27 protein-coding genes are annotated in these 26,619 nt (G+C 66.2%); 12 read left to right on the top strand and 15 right to left on the bottom strand.

Going from position 1 to position 26,619, the window contains the following annotated elements:
- The first annotated feature begins 103 nt into the window (after positions 1 to 103).
- On the top strand, positions 104 to 376 hold the full coding sequence (locus tag CYD53_RS14920) for a hypothetical protein (RefSeq protein ID WP_103718892.1): 273 nt from the start codon (positions 104 to 106) through the stop codon (positions 374 to 376).
- 166 nt (positions 377 to 542) lie between these two features.
- On the opposite strand, the gene secA is transcribed toward CYD53_RS14920, so the two are convergent.
- Positions 543 to 3,323 (bottom strand): preprotein translocase subunit SecA, encoded by a 2,781-nt coding sequence (gene secA, locus CYD53_RS14915; RefSeq protein WP_103718891.1) that lies wholly within the window; start codon positions 3,321 to 3,323, stop codon positions 543 to 545.
- Positions 3,324 to 3,699: 376 nt separating this feature from the next.
- Here secA and CYD53_RS14910 point away from each other — a divergent pair, with 376 nt between their 5' ends.
- The 3 genes from CYD53_RS14910 (at position 3,700) to mutT (ending at position 6,520) form a co-directional block, all read left to right on the top strand.
- A complete protein-coding gene (locus CYD53_RS14910) occupies positions 3,700 to 4,548 on the top strand; it encodes a peptidylprolyl isomerase (RefSeq protein WP_103718890.1) in 849 nt (282 codons plus the stop codon).
- 114 nt (positions 4,549 to 4,662) lie between these two features.
- Positions 4,663 to 5,913 carry a bifunctional glutamate N-acetyltransferase/amino-acid acetyltransferase ArgJ gene (gene argJ, locus CYD53_RS14905; RefSeq protein ID WP_103719070.1) on the top strand — a complete coding sequence of 417 codons (1,251 nt, stop codon included), beginning with the start codon at positions 4,663 to 4,665 and terminating at the stop codon, positions 5,911 to 5,913.
- Positions 5,914 to 6,115: 202 nt separating this feature from the next.
- Complete coding sequence (gene mutT, locus CYD53_RS14900) at positions 6,116 to 6,520, top strand: 8-oxo-dGTP diphosphatase MutT (RefSeq protein WP_103718889.1); 405 nt, start codon at positions 6,116 to 6,118, stop codon at positions 6,518 to 6,520.
- Positions 6,521 to 6,535: 15 nt separating this feature from the next.
- On the opposite strand, the gene CYD53_RS30730 is transcribed toward mutT, so the two are convergent.
- The 12 genes from CYD53_RS30730 to CYD53_RS14845 all read right to left on the bottom strand — a co-directional run bounded on the left by CYD53_RS30730 (position 6,536) and on the right by CYD53_RS14845 (position 17,436).
- Positions 6,536 to 7,183 carry a DUF930 domain-containing protein gene (locus CYD53_RS30730; RefSeq protein ID WP_245928249.1) on the bottom strand — a complete coding sequence of 216 codons (648 nt, stop codon included), beginning with the start codon at positions 7,181 to 7,183 and terminating at the stop codon, positions 6,536 to 6,538.
- Positions 7,184 to 7,231: 48 nt separating this feature from the next.
- Complete coding sequence (locus CYD53_RS14890; RefSeq protein ID WP_103718888.1) at positions 7,232 to 8,248, bottom strand: serine hydrolase domain-containing protein; 1,017 nt, start codon at positions 8,246 to 8,248, stop codon at positions 7,232 to 7,234.
- Positions 8,249 to 8,325: 77 nt separating this feature from the next.
- On the bottom strand, positions 8,326 to 9,552 hold the full coding sequence (locus tag CYD53_RS14885; RefSeq protein ID WP_103718887.1) for a winged helix-turn-helix domain-containing protein: 1,227 nt from the start codon (positions 9,550 to 9,552) through the stop codon (positions 8,326 to 8,328).
- 126 nt (positions 9,553 to 9,678) lie between these two features.
- The gene (locus tag CYD53_RS14880; protein WP_103719068.1) at positions 9,679 to 10,104 is read right to left on the bottom strand and encodes a GNAT family acetyltransferase; all 426 of its coding nucleotides are present in this window, start codon (positions 10,102 to 10,104) and stop codon (positions 9,679 to 9,681) included.
- Positions 10,105 to 10,192: 88 nt separating this feature from the next.
- Positions 10,193 to 10,465, bottom strand: a complete 273-nt coding sequence (locus CYD53_RS14875; protein WP_103718886.1) for a hypothetical protein — start codon at positions 10,463 to 10,465, stop codon at positions 10,193 to 10,195.
- Positions 10,466 to 10,474: 9 nt separating this feature from the next.
- Entirely contained in the window at positions 10,475 to 11,485 is a 1,011-nt protein-coding gene (locus tag CYD53_RS14870) for a WD40 repeat domain-containing protein (protein WP_103718885.1), read from the bottom strand.
- A 173-nt stretch (positions 11,486 to 11,658) separates the two neighbouring features.
- The gene (locus CYD53_RS14865) at positions 11,659 to 12,621 is read right to left on the bottom strand and encodes a CobW family GTP-binding protein (RefSeq protein ID WP_103718884.1); all 963 of its coding nucleotides are present in this window, start codon (positions 12,619 to 12,621) and stop codon (positions 11,659 to 11,661) included.
- Positions 12,622 to 12,817: 196 nt separating this feature from the next.
- Positions 12,818 to 13,762: a metal ABC transporter substrate-binding protein gene (locus tag CYD53_RS14860; RefSeq protein ID WP_103718883.1), complete on the bottom strand. Its 945-nt coding sequence runs from the start codon at positions 13,760 to 13,762 to the stop codon at positions 12,818 to 12,820.
- A 37-nt stretch (positions 13,763 to 13,799) separates the two neighbouring features.
- The gene (locus CYD53_RS14855) at positions 13,800 to 14,681 is read right to left on the bottom strand and encodes a metal ABC transporter permease (protein WP_103718882.1); all 882 of its coding nucleotides are present in this window, start codon (positions 14,679 to 14,681) and stop codon (positions 13,800 to 13,802) included.
- 15 nt (positions 14,682 to 14,696) lie between these two features.
- A complete protein-coding gene (gene aztA / locus CYD53_RS14850) occupies positions 14,697 to 15,431 on the bottom strand; it encodes a zinc ABC transporter ATP-binding protein AztA (protein WP_069693271.1) in 735 nt (244 codons plus the stop codon).
- A gap of 39 nt (positions 15,432 to 15,470) precedes the next feature.
- Positions 15,471 to 15,617, bottom strand: a complete 147-nt coding sequence (locus tag CYD53_RS30315; RefSeq protein WP_181011875.1) for a hypothetical protein — start codon at positions 15,615 to 15,617, stop codon at positions 15,471 to 15,473.
- A gap of 184 nt (positions 15,618 to 15,801) precedes the next feature.
- Complete coding sequence (locus CYD53_RS14845; protein ID WP_103718881.1) at positions 15,802 to 17,436, bottom strand: OpgD/OpgG family glucan biosynthesis protein; 1,635 nt, start codon at positions 17,434 to 17,436, stop codon at positions 15,802 to 15,804.
- Between the two features lie 275 nt (positions 17,437 to 17,711).
- On the opposite strand from CYD53_RS14845, the gene CYD53_RS14840 reads away from it, so the two are divergent.
- The 3 genes from CYD53_RS14840 to CYD53_RS14830 all read left to right on the top strand — a co-directional run bounded on the left by CYD53_RS14840 (position 17,712) and on the right by CYD53_RS14830 (position 21,339).
- Positions 17,712 to 18,680 carry a TAXI family TRAP transporter solute-binding subunit gene (locus CYD53_RS14840; protein WP_103718880.1) on the top strand — a complete coding sequence of 323 codons (969 nt, stop codon included), beginning with the start codon at positions 17,712 to 17,714 and terminating at the stop codon, positions 18,678 to 18,680.
- A 158-nt stretch (positions 18,681 to 18,838) separates the two neighbouring features.
- Positions 18,839 to 20,977 (top strand): TRAP transporter permease, encoded by a 2,139-nt coding sequence (locus CYD53_RS14835; protein ID WP_103718879.1) that lies wholly within the window; start codon positions 18,839 to 18,841, stop codon positions 20,975 to 20,977.
- Positions 20,974 to 21,339: a DUF1850 domain-containing protein gene (locus CYD53_RS14830; protein ID WP_103718878.1), complete on the top strand. Its 366-nt coding sequence runs from the start codon at positions 20,974 to 20,976 to the stop codon at positions 21,337 to 21,339. The genes CYD53_RS14835 and CYD53_RS14830 overlap by 4 nt, the downstream gene beginning before the upstream one ends.
- Before the next feature lie 10 nt (positions 21,340 to 21,349).
- Here CYD53_RS14830 and CYD53_RS14825 read toward each other — a convergent pair whose 3' ends face one another.
- Entirely contained in the window at positions 21,350 to 21,589 is a 240-nt protein-coding gene (locus CYD53_RS14825; RefSeq protein ID WP_092175382.1) for a hypothetical protein, read from the bottom strand.
- A 142-nt stretch (positions 21,590 to 21,731) separates the two neighbouring features.
- On the opposite strand from CYD53_RS14825, the gene CYD53_RS14820 reads away from it, so the two are divergent.
- From CYD53_RS14820 to CYD53_RS14800, 5 genes are all read left to right on the top strand, one after another.
- Positions 21,732 to 23,327: a gamma-glutamyltransferase family protein gene (locus CYD53_RS14820; RefSeq protein WP_103718877.1), complete on the top strand. Its 1,596-nt coding sequence runs from the start codon at positions 21,732 to 21,734 to the stop codon at positions 23,325 to 23,327.
- Positions 23,328 to 23,332: 5 nt separating this feature from the next.
- Positions 23,333 to 24,529: an amidase gene (locus tag CYD53_RS14815; protein ID WP_103718876.1), complete on the top strand. Its 1,197-nt coding sequence runs from the start codon at positions 23,333 to 23,335 to the stop codon at positions 24,527 to 24,529.
- A 157-nt stretch (positions 24,530 to 24,686) separates the two neighbouring features.
- Positions 24,687 to 25,313 carry a nitrile hydratase subunit alpha gene (nthA, locus tag CYD53_RS14810; RefSeq protein WP_103718875.1) on the top strand — a complete coding sequence of 209 codons (627 nt, stop codon included), beginning with the start codon at positions 24,687 to 24,689 and terminating at the stop codon, positions 25,311 to 25,313.
- On the top strand, positions 25,310 to 25,969 hold the full coding sequence (nthB, locus tag CYD53_RS14805) for a nitrile hydratase subunit beta (RefSeq protein WP_103718874.1): 660 nt from the start codon (positions 25,310 to 25,312) through the stop codon (positions 25,967 to 25,969). Before nthA ends, nthB begins: the two co-directional genes overlap by 4 nt.
- Entirely contained in the window at positions 25,956 to 26,345 is a 390-nt protein-coding gene (locus CYD53_RS14800; protein WP_245928248.1) for a nitrile hydratase accessory protein, read from the top strand. Before nthB ends, CYD53_RS14800 begins: the two co-directional genes overlap by 14 nt.
- A gap of 52 nt (positions 26,346 to 26,397) precedes the next feature.
- On the opposite strand, the gene CYD53_RS30310 is transcribed toward CYD53_RS14800, so the two are convergent.
- On the bottom strand, positions 26,398 to 26,619 hold a 222-nt coding region (locus CYD53_RS30310), incomplete at its 5' end, for a hypothetical protein (RefSeq protein WP_210202346.1).

The following is a 26,619-nucleotide window of genomic DNA, read 5'->3' as shown; positions in this document are numbered from 1 at the left end:
CCAACAACCTGACGATTGCAACGGGCCGATGCAAGGCCGCCCACGCTGGGCTGCTCCGCTCACCCGATGCGTGCTATTTTTGGACGAAACCGGAGGGATCAGAATGAGACCTTCCCTGCTCCTGGTTTTGCTCTTGCTGGCAGGCTGCGACGACAGCCCCGGCGAATGGGCCGCCATCGTCTATCCCGATCAGACCAACCGCGCCCAATTCGACGTGACGCCGCGCTTCAAGAGCTTCAGCTACTGCCGCGATGCCGCGATCGACCGGATGAAGCTGATCCAGACAGGCCGGGGCGGCGATTACGAATGCGGCTTCAGATGCCAGCTCTCCGGCGATCCTCACAGGATGAACATCTGCGAGGAGAAGCGGAAATGAGCGGGCGAAATCCCGCCGACGTTTCCGCGACGGCAGGTTAAGAGGCTGGCGGAGCGCCGCGAGGCAAGAGTTGTAGTGGCCCGCATCCGTTGACACAGGATGCGGCGCGTAGAGGGAGTTATCCTCGTTTCCGACAGCCTTGTCCGGAAACGCTGCCTTTACCGCCTCAGACGAACTGGCCGTGGCAGTGCTTGTACTTCTTGCCGGAGCCGCAGGGGCAGGCCTCGTTGCGGCCAACCTTGCCCCAGCTTGCGGGGTCGGCCGGGTTGCGGTCGAGCACGGCCATGTCGCCCTCGATCGCCGCATATTGCAGGCCCGTGCTGCCGTAATCGCCGCCGCCGAAGCCGGAGCCGGCTTCATCCTGCGGCGGCAGGCTGCCCGGCTCCTCGGGCGCATCGAACCGCACCTCGATGCGCATCAGATTGCCGGTGACCTGTTCGCGCAGGCGGTCGGTCAGCGAGTCGTACAGCTCGAAGGCCTCCTGCTTGTACTCGTTCAGCGGATCGCGCTGGGCATAGCCGCGCCAGCCGATGACCTGGCGCAGGTGGTCGAGCGTGACGAGATGCTCGCGCCAGAGATGGTCGAGCGTCTGCAGCAGCACCTGCTTCTCGACATAGGTCATCACCTCGTCGGTGTTGCGCTCGATGCGAGCCGCGTAGTCCTCGTCGGCGATCTTGCGGATGCGCTCGCGCAATTCGGTGTCGGCGATGCCCTCTTCCTTCGCCCACTCCTCGATCGGCAGATCGAGATTGAGGAATTGCATCACGCCTTCCTTGAGCGCGGCGGTATCCCACTGCTCCGGATAGGCCTCCTCGGGGATATGACGCGCGACGAGATCCTCGGCGACGCCCTGGCGCATGTCGTCGATGGTTTCGCGCACGGACGGCTGGCGCATGAAGTCGCGGCGCTGCTCGAACACGACCTTGCGCTGGGAGTTCATGACGTCGTCGTATTTCAGAATGTTCTTGCGGACGTCGAAGTTGCGCGCCTCGACCTTGCCCTGGGCCTTCTCGACCGCCTTGTTGATCCAGGGATGGACGATCGCCTCGTCCTCCTTGAGGCCTAGCTTCTGCAGCATGCCGTCCATCCGGTCGGAGCCGAAGATGCGCATCAGGTCGTCCTGCAGCGACAGGAAGAACTTTGACCGGCCCGGATCGCCCTGGCGACCGGCGCGGCCACGCAGCTGGTTGTCGATGCGACGGCTCTCATGCCGCTCGGTGCCGACGATGTAGAGCCCGCCCGCCTTGATTACGCGCTGCTTGAAGTCGATCACCTCGGCGCGGATGCGGTTCGCCTCGGCCTCCCGCTCCGGCCCCTCCGCCATGCCGGCGAGATCGTGATTGATGCGCATCTCGGCATTGCCGCCGAGCTGGATATCGGTGCCGCGGCCGGCCATGTTGGTGGCGATGGTGATGGCGCCGGGCACGCCGGCCTGCGCCACGATATAGGCCTCCAGCTCGTGGAAGCGGGCATTCAGCACGGCGAAAGCCTTCGAGGGCTTGCCGGCGCGGGCCGCGGCGTAGATCGGCTCCAGCCCGCTGGGGTCGCTGAAATCGATCTGCTTGAAGCCTTCCTTCGCCAGCATCTCGGCGACGAGTTCCGAGCGCTCGATCGAGGTCGTGCCGACCAGCATGGGCTGGCCGCTCTCCTGCGCCGCCTTGATCTCGCGGATGACACCGCGGACCTTCTCCTCGAAGGTGCGGTAGACCTCGTCATCCTCGTCCTTGCGGGCGACCGGGACATTGGTCGGAATCTCGACCACTTCGAGCTTGTAGATCTCGAAGAACTCGTCGGCCTCGGTCGAGGCCGTGCCGGTCATGCCGGCGAGCTTGGAATAGAGCCGGAAATAGTTCTGGAAGGTGATCGAGGCCAGCGTCGCGTTCTCGGGCTGGACGGTGACGTGCTCCTTGGCTTCGAGCGCCTGGTGCAGGCCTTCCGAATAGCGCCGGCCCGGCATCATGCGGCCGGTGAACTCGTCGATGATGACGACCTCGTCATTGCGGACGATGTAGTCCTTGTCGCGCTGGAACAGCGAATGCGCGCGCAGGCCCTGGTTGACGTGGTGGACCAGCGTGACGTTCTGGGCGTCGTAGAGATCGCCCTCCTTCAGCAGGTCGGCTGCGCGCAGCAGCTCCTCGATATGCTCGTTGCCGGCTTCCGTCAGCGAGACGGCGCGCTGCTTCTCGTCGACCTCGAAATCCCCGGCCACCAGCCCGGGCAGGATCTTGTCGATCGCGACATAGAGATCGGATTTGTCGTCGAGCGGTCCGGAGATGATCAGCGGCGTGCGCGCCTCGTCGACCAGGATCGAGTCGACCTCGTCGACGATCGCGAAATGGTGGCCACGCTGGGACATCTGCGCGACGTCGTATTTCATGTTGTCGCGCAGATAGTCGAAGCCGAATTCGTTGTTGGTGCCGTAGGTGATGTCGCAGGCATAGGCGCGCTGGCGCTCTTCATCATCGATGCCGTGGACGATGATGCCGACGGACAGACCAAGGAAATTGTAGAGCTTGGCCATCCATTCCGCGTCGCGGCGGGCAAGGTAGTCGTTGACCGTGACGACATGCACGCCCTTGCCTTCGAGCGCATTGAGATAGGTCGGCAGGGTCGCGACCAGCGTCTTGCCTTCGCCGGTCTTCATCTCGGCGATGGCGCCCTCATGCAGCACCATGCCGCCGATGAGCTGGACGTCATAGGGCCGCTGCCCAAGCACGCGCTTGGCCGCCTCGCGCACCGTGGCGAAGGCCGGCACCAGGAGATCGTCGAGCTTGGCGCCATTGGCGAGTTGCTGGCGGAACTCGGCGGTGCGCGCCTGCAGGGCCTCGTCGCTGAGCGCAGCGACCTCGTTTTCGAGCGCGTTGATCGCCGCGACACGAGGGCCATAGCCCTTGACCCGCCGATCGTTCGACGAGCCGAAGAGTTTCTTTGCAAGCGCGCCAAGCATTGTTGGGCCTTTCGATAGTGCAGCTTTCGCCTTGCGTCCGCGGTGACCCGCGCGCGGGCGAAAGCCCGATAATTCTCAATTCGACCGCGTGTTTAGACGCGTGCGGGGGCGGGGTCCAGCACCGCTTTGCACCAAATGCGAGCCTTGTTTGCAGCAAATGCAAGCCTTGGCCGGCGGCGGAATTCGCAACCGATGTGGGGTTTTCGCCGCGCAGTTCCAAGGGAGACGCGCCATCGAACTGCGCAGGCCGCGCAAAGGCCGGCAAAGCATCGCGCCGCGAAAGCTTTAAACCACGCAGCTGCCTTGCCTTTGCCGCGTTCAACTGGCAGTGCAGCGCAAATGACCGGTTTTTGCTGCTTGCGGAAGGTTTGACCCGATGACGCTGTCACGTCTCGCCATGATATCTCTCGGTTTCGTGCTCGCCGCGACACCTGCCGCGCTGGCTCAGGCCGACAAGATCGTGGCCAAGGTCAACGGCATCGCCATCACCGAGCGCGACGTCGCGCTGGCGACGGAGGATCTCGGCGAGCGGCTCGCGCAGGTTCCCGAGGCGCGCAAGCGCGACGAGGTGGTGAATTATCTCGTCGACCTCAAGCTCGGCGCCAAGGCCGCGACCGACGCCAAGGTCGCCGAAGGCCCCGATTTCGCCGCCCGCCTCGCCTATAACCGCGACAAGGTGCTGCTCGACGAATATCTCCAGCGCGAGGCCAAGAAGGCCGCGACCCCCGAAGCCGCCAAGAAGCTGTTCGACGACACCGTCAAGGCATTGCCGCCCGAGGAGGAGATCCACGCGCGCCATATCCTGGTCGAGGACGAGACCCAGGCCAAGACGGCCGCCGAGCGCGTCAAGAAGGGCGAGGATTTCGCCAAGGTCGCAGCCGAGCTGTCCAAGGATCCCGGCTCCGGCAAGGAAGGCGGCGATCTCGGCTGGTTCAGCAAGGAGCGCATGGTGCCGGAATTCGCCGAGGCCGCCTTCAAGCTCCAGAAGGGCCAGATCTCCGACCCGGTGAAGAGCCAGTTCGGCTGGCATGTCATCAAGCTCGAAGACCGCCGCACCAAGCCGACGCCGGACTTCGCCGCGGTCAAGCCGCAGATCGACCAGTATCTCGAGCGCAAGGCCCAGCAGGACATCGTGCTGGCGCTGCGCGAGAAGGCCAAGGTCGAGCGGCTGGACCAGCCCGCCGCTGCCACGCCTGCTCCTGCGGCCGAGCCGAAGAAGCCCTGAGAGGCTTCGGCCACGACCATCCCATAGACGAAGAAGGGCGGCGCATGCGCCGCCCTTCTTGTTTTCGTCATCCGCCTGCGGCACATGGGCTTTCTCGATCTGGAGGTGCTTTTCATGGCTGGCAAGGATGTCCCCGTTTCCCCGCTCGCGCCCAAGCGCCAGCCCAAGGTCCCGGCGGTGCCGGGCGTGCGCTTCGCGACCGCCGAGGCGGGCATCCGCTACAAGGGCCGCACCGATGTCGTGCTGATGCTGCTCGACCAGGGCACGCAAGCCGCGGGCGTCTTCACCCGCTCGAAATGCCCCTCCGCCCCGGTCGACTGGTGCCGCGAGAATCTGGCGCAAGGCTCGGCCCGCGCCATCGTCGTCAACTCCGGCAACGCCAACGCCTTCACCGGGCTCAAAGGCCGCGACTCGGTCAAGCTCACCGCCGAAATCGCCGCCAAGGCAGCTGGCTGCAAGCCCTCGGAAGTCTTCATCGCCTCCACGGGCGTGATCGGCGAGCCGCTCGACGCGACCAAATTCGAGGGTGTGCTGAGCGACTGCGCCAGGCGCGCCGCGGACGGCCCCTGGATCGACGCCGCCCGGGCGATCATGACCACGGACACCTTCCCCAAGGCGCTCTCGCGCAAGGCCAAGATCGACGGCAAGGAGGTCGTGCTGGCCGGCATCGCCAAGGGCGCCGGCATGATCGCGCCCGACATGGCGACGATGCTCTCCTTCGTCTTCACCGACGCACCCATAGCCGCACCCGTCCTGCAGGCGCTGCTCTCCAAGGGCGTGAAGGGCTCGTTCAACGCGGTCACGGTCGACAGCGACACCTCGACCTCCGACACGCTGATGCTGTTCGCCACGGGCAAGGCGGCCGAGCGCGGCGTGCCTGCGATCACCCAAGTCAACGATGCCCGCCTCTCCGGCTTCAAGCGCGCATTGAATTCGCTGCTGCTCGAGCTCGCCCATCTCGTCTGCAAGGACGGCGAGGGCGCCCGCAAATTCGTCGAGATCCGCGTCGCGGGAGCAACCTCCGCGCGCTCGGCCAAGCGGGTCGCGCTCTCGATCGCCAATTCGCCTTTGGTCAAGACCGCGATTGCCGGCGAGGACGCCAATTGGGGCCGCATCGTCATGGCCGTCGGCAAGGCCGGCGAACCCGCCGACCGCGACAAGCTCGACATCTCCTTCGGCGACATCATGGTCGCCCGGCAGGGCGCGCGCGCCCCGTCCTATGACGAGCAGGCGGTCTCCGCCTACATGACCGGCGAGCATATCGTCATCACCGCCGATCTCGGACTGGGCCGGGGCAAGTCCACGGTCTGGACCTGCGACCTGACCAAGGCCTATGTCGAGATCAACGGCGACTATCGCTCCTGAGTGAAGCGAGCGCTCACCCCACCCTCGGCCTGAGTCGCTCCGCCTTCGAGAAACTAGCCCTGGGCGCGAAATTCGTTCTCGGGTGATCTGAGGTGACGAGACGTCGCTCGTCCACGAAGGCGGCGCAGCCTATGACATCGTGGGCGTGACGGGTAAGGAGACAGACCCGTCCACCACATCCTCTCCGGACACCGACAACCGCGTGAAACTCCTCCTCGTCGTCGCCTGCGCCCTGATCGATTCCGACAACCGCGTCCTCGTCGCGCAACGCCCCGAGGGCAAGGCGCTGGCGGGCCTGTGGGAGTTCCCCGGCGGCAAGCTGGAGGCCGGCGAACGGCCCGAACCCGCACTGATCCGCGAACTCTCGGAAGAACTCGGCATCACCGTGAAAGAGGCCTGCCTCGCGCCACTGACTTTTGCGAGCTACGCCTATCCGGACTTCCACCTGCTGATGCCGCTCTATATCTGCCGGCGCTGGGAAGGTACCGCCATCTCGCGCGAGGGCCAGGCCCTGAAATGGGTCCGCGCCGGCAAGCTCAGCCAGCTGGCGATGCCACCGGCCGACGAACCCCTGATCCCGCATCTGATCGACCTGCTCGGGGCTTGAGGCCGCCCATTCGCCTCAATGACTCGCCGGCAGGCCGCGCCTCTCCCACTGCGCACGCGGCACCGGATCGCCGACGCGGAATTCGAAGGCCACGACCTGCTTGCGGTCGGGCGTGAACCCGCATTTGAAGCGCAGAGTGTACCAGCGCTGCCTGCTGCGGAAGGCCGCGCCTTCGGCGAGTAGCTCACGGCCGGAAAGCTTCGTGCCGGCCATGGCATAGGCGACCAGCCTGTCAGGCTCGAATTCGGCCTTCCAGGCATGGATCTGGCTCATCGCCTCCAGCCCGCAAAGCTGCTCGACGCGCTCCTCCTCGGCGAGATGGGTAAGGGCTTCCCGCGCCTGCCGGCTGAGGGGGCTGGCGAGGGCAGCCGCCGCCATGAGCCGGGAGGCCTTGATCATGGCGCCGGGTTCGAGCGGGGACTCGCTCGCCGGCGGAACCACAGGCGCGACCTTCTCCGGAGCCGTTTGCGGCGGCGCCGGCGATTGCGGCTTCGGCGCTTCCTCGACAGGCTTCGGCCGGATCATCGCCTCGAATTGCGGAGAGCTCAGCAGCTCGACATCGACGCTGCTTTCCGGGTGCGGGACGATCTCCTCCCTCGGACGCAGGGCCGCAAGCCCGAGCAGCGACAACAGCACCAGATGCAGCAGGAGCGAGGCAGGCAAACCACGCGCAAACGCCCTCGCCCGCACAAGCGCCCATGCCGACCTCATTCAGGGTGCCGCGTTCGCAATCAATCGCAGAAGAGCCAGGAACTTGCTCGAGCGCAAGCCTCTCGACTTCTGCCGCAGATCGACCGTCTGGACCACCACCAGCCGCTTCGACGGGATGATCGCAATGATCTGCCCGCCAAAGCCCGAGGCGATGACGGCGCCGGCGCCCCACTCCTCCGGAGACAACGTCCACCAGAGATAGCCGTAGCCACGCCCGCTCCGGTCAGTTCGGGAATAGGTGCGCGTCGCCTCCTCGATCCAGGCGGAGGGGACAAGTTGTCGCCCCTGCCAGCGGCCGCGATCGAGGATGAGCAGGCCGAACCGCGCCGCGTCGCGCGCGCTCAAGCTGAACGGGTAGGCTGGATGGATCGACGCGCCCTCCAGGACATAGCTGCCGTCGTGGTGCTGGAAATCCTGCATGCCGATCGGCTTGGCGATGCGGCTGTCAAAACTTTGGAAAATATCCTCGCCCGTCTCCTGCCGGTAGATCGTGCCGAGCGCGTTGAAGTCCCAGTTGTTGTAGAACCAGAAACTGCCGGGGGCGTGGCTGCCACGCTCGGGCCGCTTCTCCCGCATCTCGGCCGTTTCATAGGCGGCCAGGTGGTAGATGCCCGAACGGGCCATGAGCAGGTCGCGGATCGTGGCCTGCTTCTCCGCATCCGTCAGGCCAGGCGCCTTGTCGTCGATGCGCAGATGCGCCAGCGTGCTGGCAAGGTTGATCCGCCCCTCCGCAACCGCAACGCCGTAGAGCGTGCTGAGGATGCTCTTGCGGACAGAGCGCATATTCACTTTGCGGCCGGTATCGCCCCAATTGGCGATGGCCCGGCCGTCCCGCACGATCATGAGTGCGGTCGGGCCGAGCCGTTCGAACTCGGTCCGGGCGGCCTTCAACCCTTCCGCAGACCAGCCGGAGCTTGCCGGATCGGCGTTCTGCCAGGGTCCCGCGGGCTCGGCACGCACATGAGCGGCCAGGACAACGATGACAACGAAGACGATCGCGAAAAGGCTCGATCTCACCGGACGGCTCCCTGCGCTTGCCGTGCGGCATGCGGCAAGACGGCGGAAGAACCCGGCATTTTTGCGGCAGAGACACCCTAGGCGCGAAGCGCGACGAGGCTCTCCTCCTCGGGCGGGACCTCCGCGAAGGCTGGCTCGCTCTCGCTGCCGAGCGCGAGCTGGAACCGCTCGAAGCGCGCCAGCTCAACCTCGATCGCCGCCTTTGCGGCCGGCGTCTCCTCCCCCGCAAGCCAGCTCCATTGCTGGATCAGGAGCTTGCCGGCTGCGCGGTCGGTCTTCAGGTCGAGCACCGCGACGATCCGGTCCCCGAGCAGGACCGGCAGGGCGAAATAGCCATAGACCCGCTTCTCCCGGGGCAAATAGGCCTCGAACAGGTGCTGGTAGCCGAAGAACAGGCTCAGTCGCTTGCGCTGAATGATCAGGGGATCGAAAGGCGAGAGGATATGGACGAGGCCGGCATCAGGGGGAGCGGCTGCCTCCAGAGCTTCGGGGCTCGCCCAATGCGGTGCCTTCTCGGCGCCCTCGATCCGCACCGGCACGAGCTCCTTGCGCCTGACCCGTCCCGCGATCAGCTCGGCCACGGCCTTTTTGGCGGGGGCATCGAGATGGCAGATCGAATCGAGGCTGACCACGCCCTGCGCCCGCAGCGCCCGGTCGAGTTTGTAGGCGACGACCTGGCGCTCGCTCGCCGGCGCGGGCTTCTTCTCCCAGCCGAAATGCCGGTCGATCAGTTCATAGGTCTTGAGCATGCCGGCGCGAGCCGAAATGACGAGCTCGCCATCGTAGAAGGCGCGCTCCAGCAGGCCCTTGGACGGCTTCTTGCTCGCCCAGAGATGAGCTTTCTCGACCAGCACGTCGGTGTCGATGTCGCGGATGGTGAGCGCGCCCTCCTTGCGGATGCGCCGGAGCAGCTTGCGCGCCTCCTCGGGCGAGCCGACCGCCGACCAGCGCTTGGGCTCCTCGCGATGGGCCTTCATCGCACCGAGGAAGAAGCGGATATCCGCAGTCGGGACATAGGAGAGCGCATGCGTCCAGTATTCGAAGACGCTCTTATCCAGCGATTGCGCCTGCGCGAGATCGGCGCGGCGATAGGCCGGAATACGGCTGTAGAGGATGTGGTGGTGGCAGCGCTCGATCACGTTGATCGTGTCGATCTGGACATAGCCGAGATGCGCCACCGCGGCCCGCGTCGCCTCCGGCCCCGCGCCGAAGGGTTCGCGCTCGTCGAGGCGCTGCGCGCGCAACCAGATTCGGCGAGCCTCTGCGGCGGGGAGGACGGGCGGTGATTTCGGACGTCTGGCCATGATGCGCAGAGGCTAGCCGCGTTTTGCCCCGCTGTAGAGCCGTCGCAGCCAGCTCTGCTGACAGGCTGCGTCAGCGCCGAAACAAGGGCCCGGCCAGCGGAAGCCGGTTTTCGGAACGCCTGAGACTCAGGGCGCGATCACCTTCTGGAAGCAACTCGACTTCGTGTCGGTATAGCCGAGATGCTCGTAGAAGCGCTTGACCTTGTCGTTGTCGCCGCGAACCAGCAATTGCAGCTTCCAGACGCCACGCCCGACCAGCCAGGCTTCGGCGGCCGCCATCATCGCCCGGCCGAGACCAGCGCCCTGCATCGCGGGATCGGCGGCGACGTAATAGACCCAACCGCGATGCCCGTCCTCGCCGACCATGACGCTGGCGACGATACGGCCTTCGATCTCGGCCACGAGGACGGTCGAATGCGCATCGCGGCGGGCGAAGACGATGTCGCGCTGCGGATCGTTCCAGGGCCGGGTGATACCGGCCGCATGCCAGAGCGCGATCACGGCCTCGATATCGGCATCGGCGATCTCGCGGATCGAAGGTGTGAGATTCATCGGCGGCATTCCAGGCGGAGACAGACCACCTCGCCTCGCATGCCATGCGCCTGCGCGCCAGTCCGCCGGCGCGGCGGTGCGGCGCCCCTTAGCCGGCCAGGGCCGCGGCGAGCATCTCCCGGGTCGCCTCGGCCATGGCGCTCTGCAGCTTGAACGCTCTCGTCTTCTCGCCGGGGTTCATCACCAGGATCACCGTCTCGGTGCCCGGGCAGGCCGGGTCGGCGCAGAGGATTTCATTGACCGCGATCACCGCGTCCTCGGGCAGGCCGAGCAGGTCGCGGACATCCGCCTTGATCCGCGTCGCGGCCTCGGAAGCCACGACCTTGTCCGCAGCGCCTTTCCCGAACAGGCCAAAGCGCATCCCGGGCCCTCAGCCGGCCGGCAAGGTGAGCACGCCGGCCACACCGTCCTCGGTCCCGAAGGCCAGGCGCTTGCCGAGCTTGTCCCAGGCGAAAGCGGTGACGCCGCTGCCCTTGATCGCCGGCCGCACAAGGAGCTCGGAGGCGTCGGTCAAGCGGATCATCAGGATACAGCCGTCGTCATAGCCGACGGCCAGCACCAGAGCCTTGGGATGAAAGGCCACGCGCGTGACCTTGGCGTGGCGCGCGCCGCATTCGCGTGGCGCCTTGCCGGTCGGCCCCTCCCCCTGGAACGGCCAGACGATCGCGGCATCCGCGCCCGACGAGGCGAGCCAGAGCCCATCATGCGACCAGGACAGCGAACGCGGCTTGGCCGGGTAGCCTGTCATGCGCATATGCGTCGGCTTGTCGCCGAGCCGCCAGCCATGCAGTGCGTTCTCCTGCATCGAGGAGACGACGAAGCGGCCGTCGGGCGACCAGACCACATCGAGATGCGAGCCCTTCCACTCCAGGAATTCCGGCTTGGCCTCGGTGTTGGGATACCACAGCGAGACGCCGTTCATCTGGGCGACCGCGAGACGGTAGCCCTTCGGCGCAAAGACCAGCCCTTGCGGCGTCGTGACGAAATCGAGCGACTTGACCCGGCCCTTGTCGTCGCGGGAATGCACGGTCTTGCCGGTGTTCCAAGCAAGGCTGCCGCTGCCCGAGAGCGTCACCGCATCGATCCAGCGACGCTTGGGATCTTGCGCGATCTCGGTCGGTTCGCCCTCGGCCCCGGTCGCGACCACGCGCCCGTCATCGCCGCCGGTAATCAGTCGCTCGCCATCCGAGCAGGCGCTGAGGATGCCGCCGGCATGGGGCTCGACGCTCTCGGCCCCGCCATCGCGCCAGCGCAGCACGCGCCCATCGGCAAGCGCCAGCGCCAGCGTCGATTTGAGCCAATGGGCGGCGACGACATGCGCCCCGGCCTCGACGGGGACGACATGTTCGCGCAGCGAAACGGGTTTGGTGATCGTATCCATGAGCAACGCTTTAGCTTCAGCAGAGTGTTTCGCAAACCTCTGTCATTCCGGGGCGGCCCGCAGGGCCGAACCCGGAACCCACGATCAGGTGCGACGCTATCCACCAGCAGAAGGACTGGCCCGGTCGTGGGTTCCGGGTCCATCGCTGCGCGATGCCCCGGAATGACATCGCATCACGCCGCGCAGGCCAGAAATCCCTTGCGCAATTCGCTCTCGTCGAGATCGCGGCCGATGAAGACGAGGCGGGAATTGCGCGTCTCATCCGCCTTCCAATCGCGCTGCAGATCACCGTCGAGGATCATGTGGACGCCCTGGAAAACGAAGCGGCGCGGCTCGTCCTTGAAGGCGAGAATGCCCTTGGAGCGCAAGATGTTGGGCCCTTGCGCCTGGCTGATGTCGTTGATCCAGGGCATGAACTTGTCGGGGTCGACATCGCCGGGGATCGTGAACGACATCGAACGCACCTCGTCGGAATGATGATGATGGTGTCCGGATTCGAGAAAATCCGGCTCGATGTCGAGGATGCGGTCGAGATCGAAGGCGTTGCGGTCGAGCAACTGATCGATCGGCAGCTGGCAGCGCGTCGTCTTGTGCAGCTTGGCATAGGGGTTGATGGCGCGGATCGCGGCCTCGACCTCGGCCAGTTCCTCGGCTGAGACGAGATCGACCTTGTTGAGGATGATGACGTCGGCGAAGGCGATCTGGTTCTTCGCCTCGGGCGCATCCTTCAGCCGCTCGGTCAGCCATTTGGCGTCCGTCACCGTGACGACGGCGTCGAGTTTGGTCGCATCGCCGACATCCTGGTCGACGAAGAAGGTCTGCGCCACCGGAGCCGGATCGGCCAGGCCGGTCGTCTCGACGATGATCGCATCGAACTTGCCCTTGCGCTTCATCAGGCCGTCGAGGATGCGGATCAGGTCGCCGCGCACGGTGCAGCAGATGCAGCCATTGTTCATCTCAAAAACTTCCTCATCGGCGCCGACGACGAGGTCGCCATCGATGCCGGTCTCGCCGAACTCGTTGACGATCACGGCGAATTTCTTGCCGTGATCCTCGGTGAGGATGCGGTTGAGGAGCGTGGTCTTGCCGGCGCCCAGATAGCCTGTGAGCACCGTGACGGGGATTTTCTCGGACATGGGTTCGACCTGGTTATTGAACGGGCAAAGCCGGAGCACTCGATATCCGCCCCGGCCCTGGAAACCTTCAGCCCTCATCCCGGGGAGCGATCCGCAAGGGTCGCACCCCGAAGGATGCTCCAGCACGCCTTGAACCATCCTTCGAGACGCCGCTTCGCGGCTCCCCGGGATGAGGGCTGGAGATGAGGACCGACGCTCAGGCCGGACCGGCGCCGAGCGCCTTCTCGAACTGGCTTATATTGTGTTTCATCATCGCGATGTAAGTCCCGGCCGGACCCGAGGCTTCCGAAAGCGCATCCGAATAGACCCGGCCGCCGATCCTGGCGCCGCTCTCTTTGGCGATCTGCTCGATCAGGCGCGGATTGGTGACGTTCTCGAGAAAGACCGCCGGAATCTTCTCGGCCTTGACCTGCCGGATGATACGCCCGACATCCTTGGCCGAAGCCTCGGCCTCGGTCGAGACGCCCTGCGGCGCGATGAAGTCGATGCCATAGGCCTTGATGAAATAGCCGAAGGCGTCATGCGAGGTGATCGCCCTGCGCCGGTCGGCAGGAATGCGCGCCACCGCCGCCTTGATCTCGCCGTCGAGGGCATCGAGCTTGGCGAGATAGGCCGTCGCATTGGCCTCATAGACGGCTTTTCCCGCCGGGTCGGCCGCGATCAGCGCGTCGCGGATATTGGCGATGTAGATCTTGGCATTGGCGACGTTCTGCCAGGCATGCGGGTCCTCCCGGCCGGCGTGGTCGTGACCATGGGCGTCCTTCTTGCCGGGCTCCTCCTCGGCGGGCAGCGCCTGCGGCGTGATGCCCGTGGTCGCGACCGCGACCGTGCCCTTCGCGGCCGAGGATTTGATCAGGCGCGTCATCCAGCCCTCGAATTTGAAGCCGTTGACGACGATCAGCTTGGCGCCGGCCATGCTCTTGGCGTCGGCCGGCGTCGGCGAATAGACATGCGCATCGCCATTGGGCCCGACCAGCGTCGTCACCGAGACGCGTTCGGCCCCGATCTCCCTTACGAAATCGCCCAGGATCGAGAAGCTCGCGACGACCGGGAGCTTCTCCTGCGCCCGCGCTGCCAGTGGAGCGGCAGCGAGGATCAATCCGGCAGCAAGGCACGCGACGAGTTCGCGACGATTCGGCATGGCTTCTCTCCAGGCAAATTGAAACACTATAACATTACTAGCGCTGGAGATGGGGTCGAGGCAAGAGCCGCCGCGCAAGGCCGCCCTGCGAGCCGATCAGGAGCGAGCCGAGATAGAGCGTCCCGGCAGCAAGGATGATGGCGGGGCCGGCGGGGAGATTGCTGCCCGCCGCATAGGAGACGACGAGCCCGGCATAGCCGGAAGCCATGCCGAAACCTGCGGCGAGCAGGATCAGGCGCGTGATGTCGGCGGTCCAGAACCGTGCGGCGGCGGCCGGCAGCATCATCATCCCGACCGCGAGCAAGGTGCCCAGCGCATGGAAGCCGGCGACGAGGTTCAGCACCACGAGCGCGAGAAAGGTCAGATGGACCCAGCCGCCGGAGCGGCTGACCGAGCGCAGGAAGCCGGGATCGACGCATTCCATCACCAGCGGGCGATAAAGCGCCGCCAGCAGCAGCAGCGTCAGCGTCGTCACGCTGGCCAGCAGGACGAGCACGTCGTCATCCAGCGCCAGCACATTGCCGAACAGGACATGGAAGAGGTCGATCGCCGAGCCGCGCAGCGAGACGATGGTGACGCCGAGCGCGAGCGAAATCAGGTAGAAGGCGGCAAGCGACGCATCCTCCTTCATCACCGTCACCCGCGCCACCGCGCCGGCCGCCAGCGCGACCGCAAAACCCGCGACGAGGCCGCCAAGCGTCATGGCCGAGAGCGAGAAGCCGGCGACGAGATAGCCGATCGCAGCCCCAGGCAGGATGGCATGCGCCATGGCGTCGCCGGTCAAGCTCATCCGCCGCAGCATCAGGAAGACGCCGATCGGCGCGGCAGCGACCGAGAGCGCAGAGATCCCGACCAGCGCGCGGCGCATGAAGTCGAATTCGGCGAAGGGGCCGATGAAAAGGTCGTAGAGTTGCGTCATGGCAGGTAAGCCCGATCAGGCGGCGTCGCGCTCGCAAGGGGCGGCATGGCTGTCGAAGGCCTCGACCATCTGGCGCGCCTTCAGCAGATTGGCGGGGGTCAGCACCTCGGCGGTGGCGCCCCAGGCGACCGTCTCACGTGCCAGCAGCAGAGTCTGCGGAAAGGCGCGGCGGACCGTCTCGATATCATGCAACACCGCGACGACGGTGCGGCTCTCGCCATGCCAACGCTGCACCAGGGCGAGCAGATCCGACGTGGTGCGCGCATCGATCGCGGTGAAAGGCTCGTCGAGCAGGATGATGTCGGCATCCTGCAGCAAAAGCCTGGCGAACAGCACGCGCTGCATCTGCCCGCCGGAAAGATTGCTGATCGGCCGGCGCTCGAAGCCGGTGAGGCCGACGGCCGCGATCGCCTGCTCGATCCTGGCCTTCGCGCCAAAGCCGATGCGGCCGAAGATGCCCGCCGAGCCCCACAGGCCCATCGCCACGAGATCATAGACATGGATCGGGAAGGAGCGATCGAGATCGGCCGATTGCGGCAGATAGGCAAGCCGCTTGCCCTTGGCCAGCGTCAACCCTCCATCGAGCGGCGCCAGCGCGCCGGCGATGCCCTTGAGCAGCGTCGACTTGCCGGCGCCATTGGGACCCACGATCGCCGTCAGGCTGCCCTGGGCGATCTCGCCGCAGAGATGGTGCACCGCCGGATGGCGGTCATAGCCGAGCGTCAGATCGTCCAAGCGGATGGCGGGCACGGGCTCAAACACCTTTGTCAAAGAATCACCGCACCTTCGTCAAAGGATCACGGCGAGCGTCGCCGCCCAGACCAGCACGATCACGGCGGCAGCCAGGCCAAGCCGGGCCGCAGCCGACAGGCGCAGCAGCGACCAGCCCGGATCCTCCGAGGCGGCGCGACGGGCATGGCTATGCGACTGGCTCATATGGAATGATATAATGTTACGAACGGCGGCGAGCAAGCGGAGTCTGCGGATGGTCGCGTTGGTCCACCATCATGCTTGCCCTTGTGGAGAGAATCCGTGTCTTGAACATCGCCCTCGAAAGCGATGACGTAGATGGTCGGGACAAGCCCGACCATGACGGCAAAGTCAGGCTAGATCGCCGCCATCAGAACGGCAGGTACTGGTAGAGCCAGGTCTCGGTCAGCACCTTGTCGCCGCCGCGCATGAAGCAGCGCATCTCGACCGGCTCATTGCCCTCGACGGTGAGGTCGAACTGCGCCCGCCAATGGCCCGGCACATCGTCGGGCACGGCTTCCGCGAAGACATAGGAGAAGGTCCCGCGCGAGGTCGAGAGCACGACCTCCGGCTTGACGCCGAAGGGGATCGTCTCCAGCGCCGGCCCCAGAAACTCGACCATGAACTTGCGCACGCCCTTGGGCCGGACCGTGCCGGGCTGGCCGCCATTGCCGAGCCGGGTCGCCACGACCCGCCCGAGCGCCGGCGGAAAGGGCTCGTCGGCAAGCCAGTGCAGCTTGTAGCGGAACTCGAAGGAGGCGCCCGCCTTGGCCGGGGCGGAGGGCACCCACATGGCGACGATGTTGTCGTGGATCTCGTCGTCGGTCGGGATTTCGATCAATTGGACCGCGCCCTTGCCCCAATCGCCCTGCGTCTCGACCCAGAGGCTCGGCCGGCGCTCATAGAACACGCCGTCGAGATAATGGCCGACCTCGCGGTCACGCTGCAGCAGGCCGAAACCGCGCGGATTCTCGTCCATGAAGGCCGAAGCCGTGGTCCGGTGGGGATTGTTGAGCGGCCGCCAGGCGCGTTCGCCCGCACCCGTCCAGAGTGCGAGCCCGTCGGAATCATGCACTTCGGGCCGCCAGTCGACAGCGGTCGCTTTAGCCGTCTCGGAGTACCAGTACATCGAGGTCAGCGGCGAAATGCACAGGCGTTCGATATCCTTGCGCAGATAGAGCGCTTTCTCGATCTCCATGGTGACGCCCTTGCCGCGATGCATGCGGAAGCGATAGGCGCCCGCAACGCTGGGGCCCGACAGCAGGGCATAGACCACGACATATTCGGCGCCGGGCTGAGGCGTCTCGAGCCAGATATGGGTGAAGTCGGGGAACTCCTCCGGCTTGCCGGCAACAGCAGGATCGATCGCAAGCCCGCGTGCCGAGAGCCCGTATTGGTAGAGCTCGCCGATGGCGCGGAAATAGGATGCGCCGAGGAAGGCGACCCAGTCGTTCTTCTGCCAGTCGAGCTTTTCGCCCTTGCGGCCGGGATGGCCCGAGCGGCTTTCCTGGAAGCGGAAGCCGGCAAAGCCGGCCCCCGTCGGCAACTCGCGCGCCGGGGAATCGGCCGGCATCTCGAAATAGCTCTCGTCATAGACGATCTCGCGCGCCTGGCCGGCGTCGAGGACATGCATGCGCACCGGCTTCTGGAAGTAGCGGCCGAGATGGAAGAAGGTCACCGGCCAGGGCGACGGGCCATTCGCCCACAGCGCCATCTCCGGCTTGAACTTGATCTTGCCATGCGCGTCGTAGTCGATCCGCTCCAGCACGTCGGCTCGCGGCGACGGCGGAGCCTGATAGGGCCGGGATGCCAGGTCGCGCGCCCGCGCCTTCAGCCCCTCGAAGCCGAACGCCTCCGCCACGCCGAGCTTCAGGCCTTGCTGCGCCAGCGCGGCTGGCGAAAAGCCGAGCGCAGCCAGCGTCGCGGTTGCGCTCGCCCCAGCGAGCAAGGTGCGGCGGTCGAGGGCGGGCGCAAAGGAAGGTCTTGCTGAAGAGCGGTCCGGCATGTCTGGCGAGGCTCGTTGGCTGTGCGATGGCATGGGCTGTCCGGGCTAACCTGTCCCGCAGGCCAGAGCAACCGAGGAGGCGCAACTGGCGAGAAGCGGACAGCCGGAAAGGGGGAGGCCGTTTCAATGCACGCCAAAAGTGGCGAAAGCATCACGCACCACCGACAAAAGTAGAAAGGCGCTGTGGTCCTTTGGCTTTCCTTTTGCGTTCGGCCTGACCTACAAAAGGATTAAGCACGGCCGGCAAGGCCGGAAGAAATCGTCTGGGAGGACACATGAACCGCTTCATTCGCGCCCGAAGGATTGCAGGCCTCGCCACCGCTGTTCTGCTCGCCGCCGCGCCGGTAACGGCCCGCGCCGAGGATTTCATCAACATCCTGACCGGCGGCACCTCGGGCGTCTATTACCCGATGGGCGTCGCACTCTCGAAGATCTATGGCGAGAAGATCCCCAATGTCCGCCCGACCGTGCAGGCCACCAAGGCCTCGGTCGAGAATCTCGTCCTGCTGCAGCAGGGCCGCGGCGAAGTCGCCTTCACGTTGGGCGATTCCCTCGACGCCGCCTGGAAGGGCGATGAGGAAGCCGGCTTCAAGACCCCGCTCAAGAAATTGCGCGGCATCACCGCGATCTACCCGAACTACGTCCAGATCGTCGCCTCGAAGGATAGCGGCATCAAGACCCTGGCCGATCTCAAGGGCAAGCGCCTCTCCGTCGGCGCGCCGAAATCCGGCACCGAGCTGAATGCGCGCGCCATCCTCGCCGCTGCCGGCATCACCTACAAGGATCTCGGCAAGATCGAGTATCTGCCCTTCGCCGAATCGGTCGAGCTGATGAAGAATCGCCAGCTCGACGCGACGCTGCAATCGGCAGGGCTCGGCGTCGCCTCGATCCGCGACCTCGCGGCCTCCGTCGAGATCATCGTCGTCGAAGTGCCCAAGGCGGTGATCGACAAGGCAGGGCCGCCCTTCGTCAGCGCGCCGATCCCCGCCAACACCTATGGCGGCCAGACCGCCGACGTGAACACCGCCGCCGTCGTCAACTACCTCGTTACCCATGAAGGCGTGAAGGAGGAGACCGTCTACCAGATGACGAAAAACATCTTCGAGAATCTGGGCGAGATCGGCGCGGCACATTCGGCCGGCAAATCGATCAAGCTCGAAAGCGCGCTGGAGGGCATGCCCGTGCCGCTTCATCCCGGCGCGGCGCGCTATCTGAAGGAAAAAGGTCTGAAGGTCGGTTCATAAAGCGCGTCATCCCGTGCGCGCTGCGGCACGTCAGTGCTGCGGCGCAGACACGGGACCGCAGGACGACGAGGCGCCTCTTTTCTGAATGCGGTCCCGCATCTGCGCCGCAGCACTGACGTGCCGCAGCGCGTGCGGGATGACACCGGCAGGACACCGCAATGACCGCCCAGACCGACCAGCTGCACGAACTCTCGGGCGCGCAGCCCGTGGAGATCGAAAACCCGGCGCTCGACAATTTCGAGCACGGCTTTCCACCCGGCTTCGGCCCGGGACGCTGGGGCCTGTTCGCCTATGCGATCGCCTTGATTTTCGCCTGTTTCCAGATCGCGATCTCGGCCTGGCATGTCCTGCCGAGCCAGGCTGTGCGTGGCATCCATGTCGGCTTCCTGCTGCTCCTGACCTTCGGCCTCGTCGCCAATTTCAAGGCGAAATCCCAAACCGGGCGCTGGATCGGCTGGGCGCTGGGCGGGCTCGGCTTCTGGCTCGGGCTCTATCAGCTCGTCTTCTACCAGGATCTGATCCTGCGCGACGGCGACCCGACGACGATGGATCTCGTCACCGGCACCCTGCTGATCGTGCTCATCTTCGAAGCCGCGCGCCGACTGATGGGCAACGCCTTGCCGATCATGTGCGGCGTCTGCCTGCTCTACTGGTTCTTCGGGCAGTACCTGCCCGCCCCCTTCAATCACCGCGGCTATGATTTCGACCAGGTCGTCAGCCATCTCTCCTTCGGTACCGAGGGGTTCTACGGCGTGCCGATCTATGTCTCGGCGACCTATATCTTCCTGTTCATCGTCTTCGGCTCCTTCCTCGAGAAGGCCGGGATGATCCATCTCTTCAACGACGTCTCGCTTGGCCTCTTCGGCGGCGCGCGCGGCGGGCCGGCCAAGGTCGCCGTGTTCTCTTCGGGGTTGATGGGAACTATCTCGGGCTCGGGCGTCGCCAATGTCGTGACGGTCGGGCAGTTCACGATTCCCCTGATGATCAAGTTCGGCTATCGCCGCGCCTTCGCAGCCGGCGTCGAGGCCACCGCGTCGATGGGCGGGCAGATCATGCCGCCGGTGATGGGCGCAGCCGCCTTCATCATGGCCGAGACGCTGGGCGTCGAATATTCGGCGATCGTCAAGGCGGCCGCCATTCCCGCCATTCTCTATTTCGCCTCGGCCTTCTGGATGGTGCATCTCGAAGCCGGCAAATACGGCCTGAAAGGCGTCGAGCGGCATTTGCTCCCGAGCCCGCTGAAAGCCCTGCGCGAGCGCTGGTACCTGGCCCTGCCGCTCGCCGTCTTGGTTTTCATGCTGTTCCATGGCTTCACGCCGCTCTTCGCCGGCACGATCGGGCTTGCGCTCACGGTCGGGCTCATCCTGGGCGCCGGCATTGCGCTCGGGCTCGCGACGACGACTCTGCGCGTGATCTTCTGGGTCGGGCTCGGCCTGATCGCGGCTGCCCTGTTCCGCGAGGGCATGGATATCAGGATCGTCGCCGGGTTGATCGCCCTGCTGATCGCCATCAACGCCTTGACCATCGGCGGGCGGGCGACATTGGTGACCTGCCGCAATGCTTTGGCCGACAGCGCCAAGACGGCGCTTCCCGTCGGCATCGCCTGCGCCATCGTCGGCACCATCATCGGCTTGATGACTCAGACCGGTATCGGCACCACCTTCGGCGCCTGGGTCATCGGGCTCGGCCAGACCAGCCTGTTCCTGGCGTTGGTGCTGACGATGGTGCTCTCGATCCTGCTGGGCACCGGTATACCGACGATCCCGACCTATATCATCGTCGCGGCGCTGGCCGCCCCTGCCCTTGAAAAGCTCGGCGTGCCGCTGATCGTGAGCCATATGTTCGCGTTCTATTACGGCATCATGGCCGATCTCTCGCCGCCCGTGGCGCTGGCGGCATTGGCCGCCGCGCCGATCGCCAAGGAGAACCCCGACAAGATCGGCTGGGAGGCGATGCGCGTCGCGCTGGCGGGCTATGTCATCCCCTTCATCGCGGTCTATTCGCCCGCCTTGATGCTTCAGCCCGGCGACCCGCTGGCGAATCTGATCGGCTTCTGGCCGGCCGTGGCCTACGCCACGATCAAGGCCAGCGTCGCCATCGCTCTCTTCGGCATGGTGGCCATCGGCTATCTTTTCGGTCGGCTGACCCTCATCGAGCGGCTCGTGGCCTTCATCGCCTCGGTCTTCATCCTGGGGGAGTTCGCCTATAGCGACCTGCTCGGCTACGTCCTCGCCGCCGCCATGGTCGGGCGGCATTGGTGGCTCGTCCGCAACCAGCTCACCGAGAGGCCTGCGTGAGCCTCTGCCTGGCCGCCGGCGCGCTCATCGTTGCGCTCGGCAGCGACGAGATCACGCTAAGTTGGCGGCATTCCGTGCAGAAGACCGTGTGGGAAGAACTCTGGCGCAACGGGCCGGACGGCATGCGACTTGTCGAGGCGCGCATCCAGGGCTCGGGCGCCGGCATGGACCCGCCCGACGGCGCGAAGCTCGTCGACGGCTTCTGGCGCTGGACGCCGAAGCTTCCCGCATTGCCGGAGGTCGTGATGCGGCGCTCGGGAGCCACCGCTGACTGGCGCGTCTGCATCGCCGGCGCCTGCCGGCCGATGGGAGCCTATTTGCCTGAAGAAGCAGACCCGGTCGTCCTGAGGTCCTGCGGTTGAAGCGCTTGCCTCAGTTATCGCCGATCATATGCTCGACCTTGAGCACGCGGCGCATCAGATTGATCATGGCATAGCCGGCCACGACCGAGAACAGCGCCATCAGGACATAGCCGACGACATGGCCGAGATCGAGCAGGCCGGCGAGCGCCCAGCCCGAGGCGAGCGCGACGCCGAACAATTCGACCGCGATCAGGATGCCCAGCGATATCACCATGATCAGGGTGCGCCAGTTGGTGCGCCTTACGGCCATCGGTCCCATTCCTCAAACGCTCATGCACGGCACGGCCTAGCGGAGGCCGCGGCGGCATGCAACAAAATCGCGCGCCCCGTCACAATGCAGAAGCTCTGCGTTTGGCGAAATAGTCCCGACCGCCCAGCTTGAAAAGACCCCGATGATCGAGACGCCCGTCTTTGGTGCCAGTGCCGCCGCCGCGCCCCACCATCTCGCCTCCGAGGCCGGGCGGGCCGTGCTGGCTGAGGGCGGCAACGCGATCGAGGCGATGGTCGCCATGGCCGCGACGATCGCGGTGGTCTACCCGCATATGAACGCGATCGGCGGTGACGGCTTCTGGCTGGTGCATGAGCCCGGCGGCAAGGGCCGGGTTCATGCGATCGAAGCCTGCGGCCCGGCCGGTGCGCTTGCGACGATCGAGCGCTATCGCGAGATGGGCCATGACACGATCCCCGCGCGCGGACCCGACGCCGCCGTGACGGTCGCCGGCGCGATCGGCGGCTGGCAGACGGCTCTGGAGCTCTCCAGGAGCCTGGGCGGCAGGATGCCGCTCAAGGACCTGCTCAGTAATGCGATCGCCCATTGCGATCTGGGCTATGCGATCTCGGATTCGGAGCTGCGCACCTGGCCCCAGCAGGTCGAGGCGGCCAAGCTCGCGCCCGGCTTCAGCGAATTCTTCTGGCCGGGCGGCGAGCAGCCCAAGGCGGGCGCGCGCCGCAGGCCTGAGGCGCTCGGCGCCACCTTCAAGCATCTCGCCGATGCCGGCCTCGACGATTTCTACCGCGGCGATATCGGCCGCGAGATCGGTGCCGACCTCGCGGCGATGGGCGCGCCTGTGACGCGCCAGGACATGGCTGCCTTCAAGGCGCGCCTCGTCCAGCCGCTCGCGATCCAATTGCCGGGTCTGGCCGTCTACAACTTTCCGCCGCCGACGCAGGGGCTCGCCTCGCTCCTGATCCTCGGCATCTTCGAGAAGCTCGGCATCGAACGGGCCGAAGGCTTCGACCATCATCACGGCCTGGTCGAGGCGACCAAGCGCGCCTTCGCCATCCGCGACCGCTATGTCACCGATCCCGCCCATCTGCAGATCGATCCTGCGAGCCTTCTCAGCGACGCCGTCTTCGCCCGCGAGGCCGCCGCGATCGACCGCAAGCGCGCGGCAAGCTGGCCGTTCAGGACCGGTGATGGCGACACGGTCTGGATGGGCGCGATCGACGCGTCGGGCATGGCGGTGTCCTATATCCAGTCGATCTACTGGGAATACGGCTCGGGCTGCATCCTGCCCAGGACCGGCGTGAACTGGCAGAATCGCGGCGTCTCCTTCTCGCTCGACAAGCGCGCGCTGAACCCGCTCGCGCCCGGCCGCAAGCCCTTCCATACGCTCAACCCCGCCTTTGCGCGCTTTGCCGACGGGCGCATCGTCTCCTATGGCGCGATGGGCGGTGACGGCCAGCCGCAATTCCAGGCGCAGATCCTGACGCGCTACCGCTTCGGGCAGAACCCGGCGGCGGCCGTCGATGCGCCGCGATGGCTCTTCGGCCGGAGCTGGGGGGCGGGCTCGCTCTCGCTGAAGCTGGAGAGCCGCTTCGACCCGATGCTGCTCGCCAGGCTGGCCGCCGCCGGCCATCCGGTCGAGGAATACAGCGAAGCCTATTCCGATCAGTTCGGCCATGCCGGCATGCTGGTGAAGCATCCCAAGGGCCATGTCGAAGCCACCCACGATCCACGTTCAGACGGCGACGCAAGAGGACTTTGACGCCTATGCCTACCGAAGATCCTTTCCGCTGCTTCGTTCCCTATCCGGATGCGCCGGTGAAGAACGCCGCCTTCGGCCCGCTCGCCGGGCTGACGCTGGCGGTGAAAGACCTGTTCGACGTCAAGGGCTATCCGACCGGGGCGGGCTCGCCGACCGTGCTGGCCCAATCCGGCATCAAGACCAGGACCGCGCCGATCGTGAAGACGCTGCTCGATGCCGGAGCGCGCTTCGTCGGCAAGACCCATACCGATGAACTCGCCTTTTCGCTCAACGGCAAGAACGCCCATTTCGGCGCACCGATCAATCCGTCCGCGCCTGACCGCATCACCGGAGGCTCGTCCTCGGGCTCGATGGCCGCCGTCGCGGGCCGCCTCGCCGATATCGCTATCTGTTCCGACACCGGCGGCTCGGTGCGCGCGCCGGCGAGCTATGGCGGCCTCTTCGGCATCCGTCCGAGCCATGGCCGGCTCTCACTCAAGCACGCCTGGCCGCTCGCCGAGAGCCTGGACACGCCGGGCTGGTTCGCCCGCGACGGCGAAACCTTCGCCCGCGTCGCCGAGGTCGTCTTCGGCAAGGATCGTATCGCCCTGCCCGAGATCCCGCGCATGCTGCTGGCTGACGACATGTTCGCCCAGGCCGTGCCGGACGCCGAGAACCTCCTGCGCAATGTCGTCCAGCGCGCCGTACCCGCGCTCGGCCAGCCCGAAAGCATCAGGGTCGCGCGCGATCTCGAAGCGCTCTATTGGGCCTTCCGCTGGGTGCAGGGCCGCGAGGCCTGGATTGCCGATGGGCCGATGATCGAGCGCTTCGCGCCGCCGCTCGGACCAGGCGTCGCCGAGCGCTTCGCCTTCTCGAAATCGGTGACGGACGCCGAATACGCCAAGGCCGAGACCACCCGGAAGAGCTTCCGCGCCAAGCTCGCGCGCTGGCTTGGGCGGGATGGCGTGCTGATCCTGCCGACCGTGCCCGACATCGCCCCGCTCGTCAGTGCGCAGGAGCCCGAGCTCGACGATTTCCGCAACCGGGCGCTGCGCCTGCTCTGCCTTGCCGGCTTGTCGGGTTTCCCGCAGGTGACGATGCCGGTGGCGCAGCGCGAGGGCGCGCCGCTCGGCCTGTCCCTGATCGGGCCGAAGGGCTCGGACAAATCCCTTGTCGCCTTCGCCGTGAAATTCGAGCGGGCGGCGCGGATCCGGATCGCATGAGATATCTTCAGCCCTCATCCTGAGGAGCCGCGCAGCGGCGTCTCGAAGGATGGTCCAGGAGGCTCCTGCAGAAGCTGGAGCATCCTTCGAGACGCAGCCTTCGGCCGCTCCTCAGGATGAGGGCTGAGAATTTGGCAGGTTGGAAGGAAGGAAGACGATGAGCGGTCATCATCACCACCACGACCATGATCACGACAACCACTTCACACCGATCGAAGCGCGGGTGAAGGCGCTGGAAACGCTGATGGTCGCCAAGGGCTATGTCGACCCGGCCGCGCTCGACGCGATCATCGACACCTATGAGACCAAGATCGGCCCGCGCAACGGCGCCCGCGTCGTCGCCAGGGCGTGGAGCGACCCGGCCTTCGCCGCAAGGCTGAAGGCGGACGGCTCAGCGGCTGTCGCCGAGCTCGGCTATGGCGGGCGTGGCGGCGAGCACATCGTCGCGGTGTTCAACACCCCCGAAGAACACAACCTCATCGTCTGCACGCTGTGCTCCTGCTATCCATGGCCGGTGCTCGGCCTGCCGCCGGTCTGGTACAAATCCCCGCCCTATCGCTCCAAGGCGGTGATCGATCCGCGCGGCGTGCTTGCCGATTTCGGCGTCACATTGCCGGAAGGCCAGAGCATCCGCGTCTGGGATTCGACCGCCGAGACGCGCTTCATCGTCATCCCGATGCGCCCGGCCGGCACCGAGGGCTGGTCGGAGGAGCAGCTTGCCGCCATCGTCAGCCGCGATTCGATGATCGGCACGGGGCTGGCCACCACGGAGGCCCGGTCATGAATGGCGGGCAGGATCTCGGCGGCCAGATGGGCTTTGGCCCGGTCCGGCCCGAGCCGAACGAGCCGGTCTTCCATGGCGACTGGGAAAAGCGCGTGCTGGCGCTCAACGTCGCCGCCGGCGCGATGGGGCAATGGAGCATCGACGAGAGCCGGCATGCCCGCGAGAGCATTCCGCCGGCCGACTACCTCTCCTTCTCCTATTACCAGATCTGGCTCGCAGGCTTGCAGAACCTGCTGCTGCGGCATGGCTTCGTCACGCAGGACGAGCTCACCGAGGGCAAGCCGTCAGCCCCGCCAAGGCCGCCCAAACGCGTGCTGAAGGGCGAGGACGTCGCGGCCGTGCTGCGGCGCGGTTTTCCCTATGAACGCGCAGCGCAGGCGCCGGCGAAATTCAGCGTCGGCGACAGCGTGCGCACCATCGTGATCCATCCGCAGCACCATACCCGCCTGCCGCGCTATGCCCGGGGCAAGCTGGGGGTGATCGAGCGCGTCAGCGGCTGCCATGTCTTCCCCGACACCGGGGCGCAGGGCCAGCCCGAGACGGCGCAATGGCTCTACACCGTGGTCTTCACCGGGCCGGAGCTATGGGGCCGCGACGCCGACCCGACCACGCGCGTCAGCATCGAAGCCTGGGAGAGCTATCTTGAACCGGCCTGACACCGATCTCGCCACGGCGCTGGCAGCCGATACGCCGATCCCGCGCGATGCCGACGGCCCGGTCTTCGCCGAGCCCTGGCAGGCGCAGGCCTTCGCATTGGTCGTCGCGCTGCAGAACAAGGGCGTGTTCACGGCCGAGGAATGGGCTCAAGCGCTGGGCGCCGAAATCGCCGAGGCGGTGGCGGAAGGCGGCTGCCGCGACGGCTCGGATTACTATGAGCGCTGGTGCGAGGCGCTGGAACACCTGCTGATCGAAAAGGGCCTGGCTTCGCATGACGGTGTCGACGCGCTCGCCGCCTCCTGGGCGCGGGCCGCCGAGGCGACGCCGCATGGCAAGCCGATCGTGCTGGAGAACGATCCGGAGCGGGGGCGATAGGCGGCGCCAGCTCCTGAAACCGAGGGCCGCTGACGAGCCCTGCTCGGCCCCGTCAGAACTCTTCCCAACCCGCGTCGCTGGCGCGACTGTTGACGACTTTCTTCGCCGGAGCGGATCTGGCTGGCGCCTCCGCCCTGGTCTGCGCGAAGGCGGCTTCGGCGAGCTTGCGCAGGCGCGCGGGCTCGGAGGCCGGTTCATGAGCCTGGGCAGCGCTTGTCCTGGCGGCCGGGCGCGGCACCGGGGCGTAGCTGGCCGATGAGGCGGTCGCGCCGTC

This window comes from Allobosea psychrotolerans, from assembly GCF_002917105.1.
Classification (GTDB): Bacteria; Pseudomonadota; Alphaproteobacteria; order Rhizobiales; family Beijerinckiaceae; genus Allobosea; species Allobosea psychrotolerans.
This window is presented reverse-complemented; position numbering and strand designations above follow the sequence as displayed.

What these genes read in the sequence shown, in the direction of transcription:
- CYD53_RS14840 (WP_103718880.1), top strand. Translation starts at nt 17,712, where the DNA reads ATGAACCGCTTCATTCGCGCCCGAAGGATTGCAGGCCTCGCCACCGCT.
- CYD53_RS14820 (WP_103718877.1), top strand. Translation starts at nt 21,732, where the DNA reads ATGATCGAGACGCCCGTCTTTGGTGCCAGTGCCGCCGCCGCGCCCCAC.
- secA (WP_103718891.1), bottom strand. Translation starts at nt 3,323, where the DNA reads ATGCTTGGCGCGCTTGCAAAGAAACTCTTCGGCTCGTCGAACGATCGG.
- CYD53_RS14825 (WP_092175382.1), bottom strand. Translation starts at nt 21,589, where the DNA reads ATGGCCGTAAGGCGCACCAACTGGCGCACCCTGATCATGGTGATATCG.
- CYD53_RS14880 (WP_103719068.1), bottom strand. Translation starts at nt 10,104, where the DNA reads ATGAATCTCACACCTTCGATCCGCGAGATCGCCGATGCCGATATCGAG.
- CYD53_RS14865 (WP_103718884.1), bottom strand. Translation starts at nt 12,621, where the DNA reads ATGTCCGAGAAAATCCCCGTCACGGTGCTCACAGGCTATCTGGGCGCC.
- CYD53_RS14835 (WP_103718879.1), top strand. Translation starts at nt 18,839, where the DNA reads ATGACCGCCCAGACCGACCAGCTGCACGAACTCTCGGGCGCGCAGCCC.
- nthA (WP_103718875.1), top strand. Translation starts at nt 24,687, where the DNA reads ATGAGCGGTCATCATCACCACCACGACCATGATCACGACAACCACTTC.
- CYD53_RS14845 (WP_103718881.1), bottom strand. Translation starts at nt 17,436, where the DNA reads ATGCCGGACCGCTCTTCAGCAAGACCTTCCTTTGCGCCCGCCCTCGAC.
- CYD53_RS14860 (WP_103718883.1), bottom strand. Translation starts at nt 13,762, where the DNA reads ATGCCGAATCGTCGCGAACTCGTCGCGTGCCTTGCTGCCGGATTGATC.
- CYD53_RS14855 (WP_103718882.1), bottom strand. Translation starts at nt 14,681, where the DNA reads ATGACGCAACTCTACGACCTTTTCATCGGCCCCTTCGCCGAATTCGAC.
- CYD53_RS14870 (WP_103718885.1), bottom strand. Translation starts at nt 11,485, where the DNA reads ATGGATACGATCACCAAACCCGTTTCGCTGCGCGAACATGTCGTCCCC.
- CYD53_RS30315 (WP_181011875.1), bottom strand. Translation starts at nt 15,617, where the DNA reads ATGAGCCAGTCGCATAGCCATGCCCGTCGCGCCGCCTCGGAGGATCCG.
- CYD53_RS14885 (WP_103718887.1), bottom strand. Translation starts at nt 9,552, where the DNA reads ATGGCCAGACGTCCGAAATCACCGCCCGTCCTCCCCGCCGCAGAGGCT.
- CYD53_RS14815 (WP_103718876.1), top strand. Translation starts at nt 23,333, where the DNA reads ATGCCTACCGAAGATCCTTTCCGCTGCTTCGTTCCCTATCCGGATGCG.
- nthB (WP_103718874.1), top strand. Translation starts at nt 25,310, where the DNA reads ATGAATGGCGGGCAGGATCTCGGCGGCCAGATGGGCTTTGGCCCGGTC.
- CYD53_RS14910 (WP_103718890.1), top strand. Translation starts at nt 3,700, where the DNA reads ATGACGCTGTCACGTCTCGCCATGATATCTCTCGGTTTCGTGCTCGCC.
- CYD53_RS14875 (WP_103718886.1), bottom strand. Translation starts at nt 10,465, where the DNA reads ATGCGCTTTGGCCTGTTCGGGAAAGGCGCTGCGGACAAGGTCGTGGCT.
- argJ (WP_103719070.1), top strand. Translation starts at nt 4,663, where the DNA reads ATGGCTGGCAAGGATGTCCCCGTTTCCCCGCTCGCGCCCAAGCGCCAG.
- CYD53_RS14920 (WP_103718892.1), top strand. Translation starts at nt 104, where the DNA reads ATGAGACCTTCCCTGCTCCTGGTTTTGCTCTTGCTGGCAGGCTGCGAC.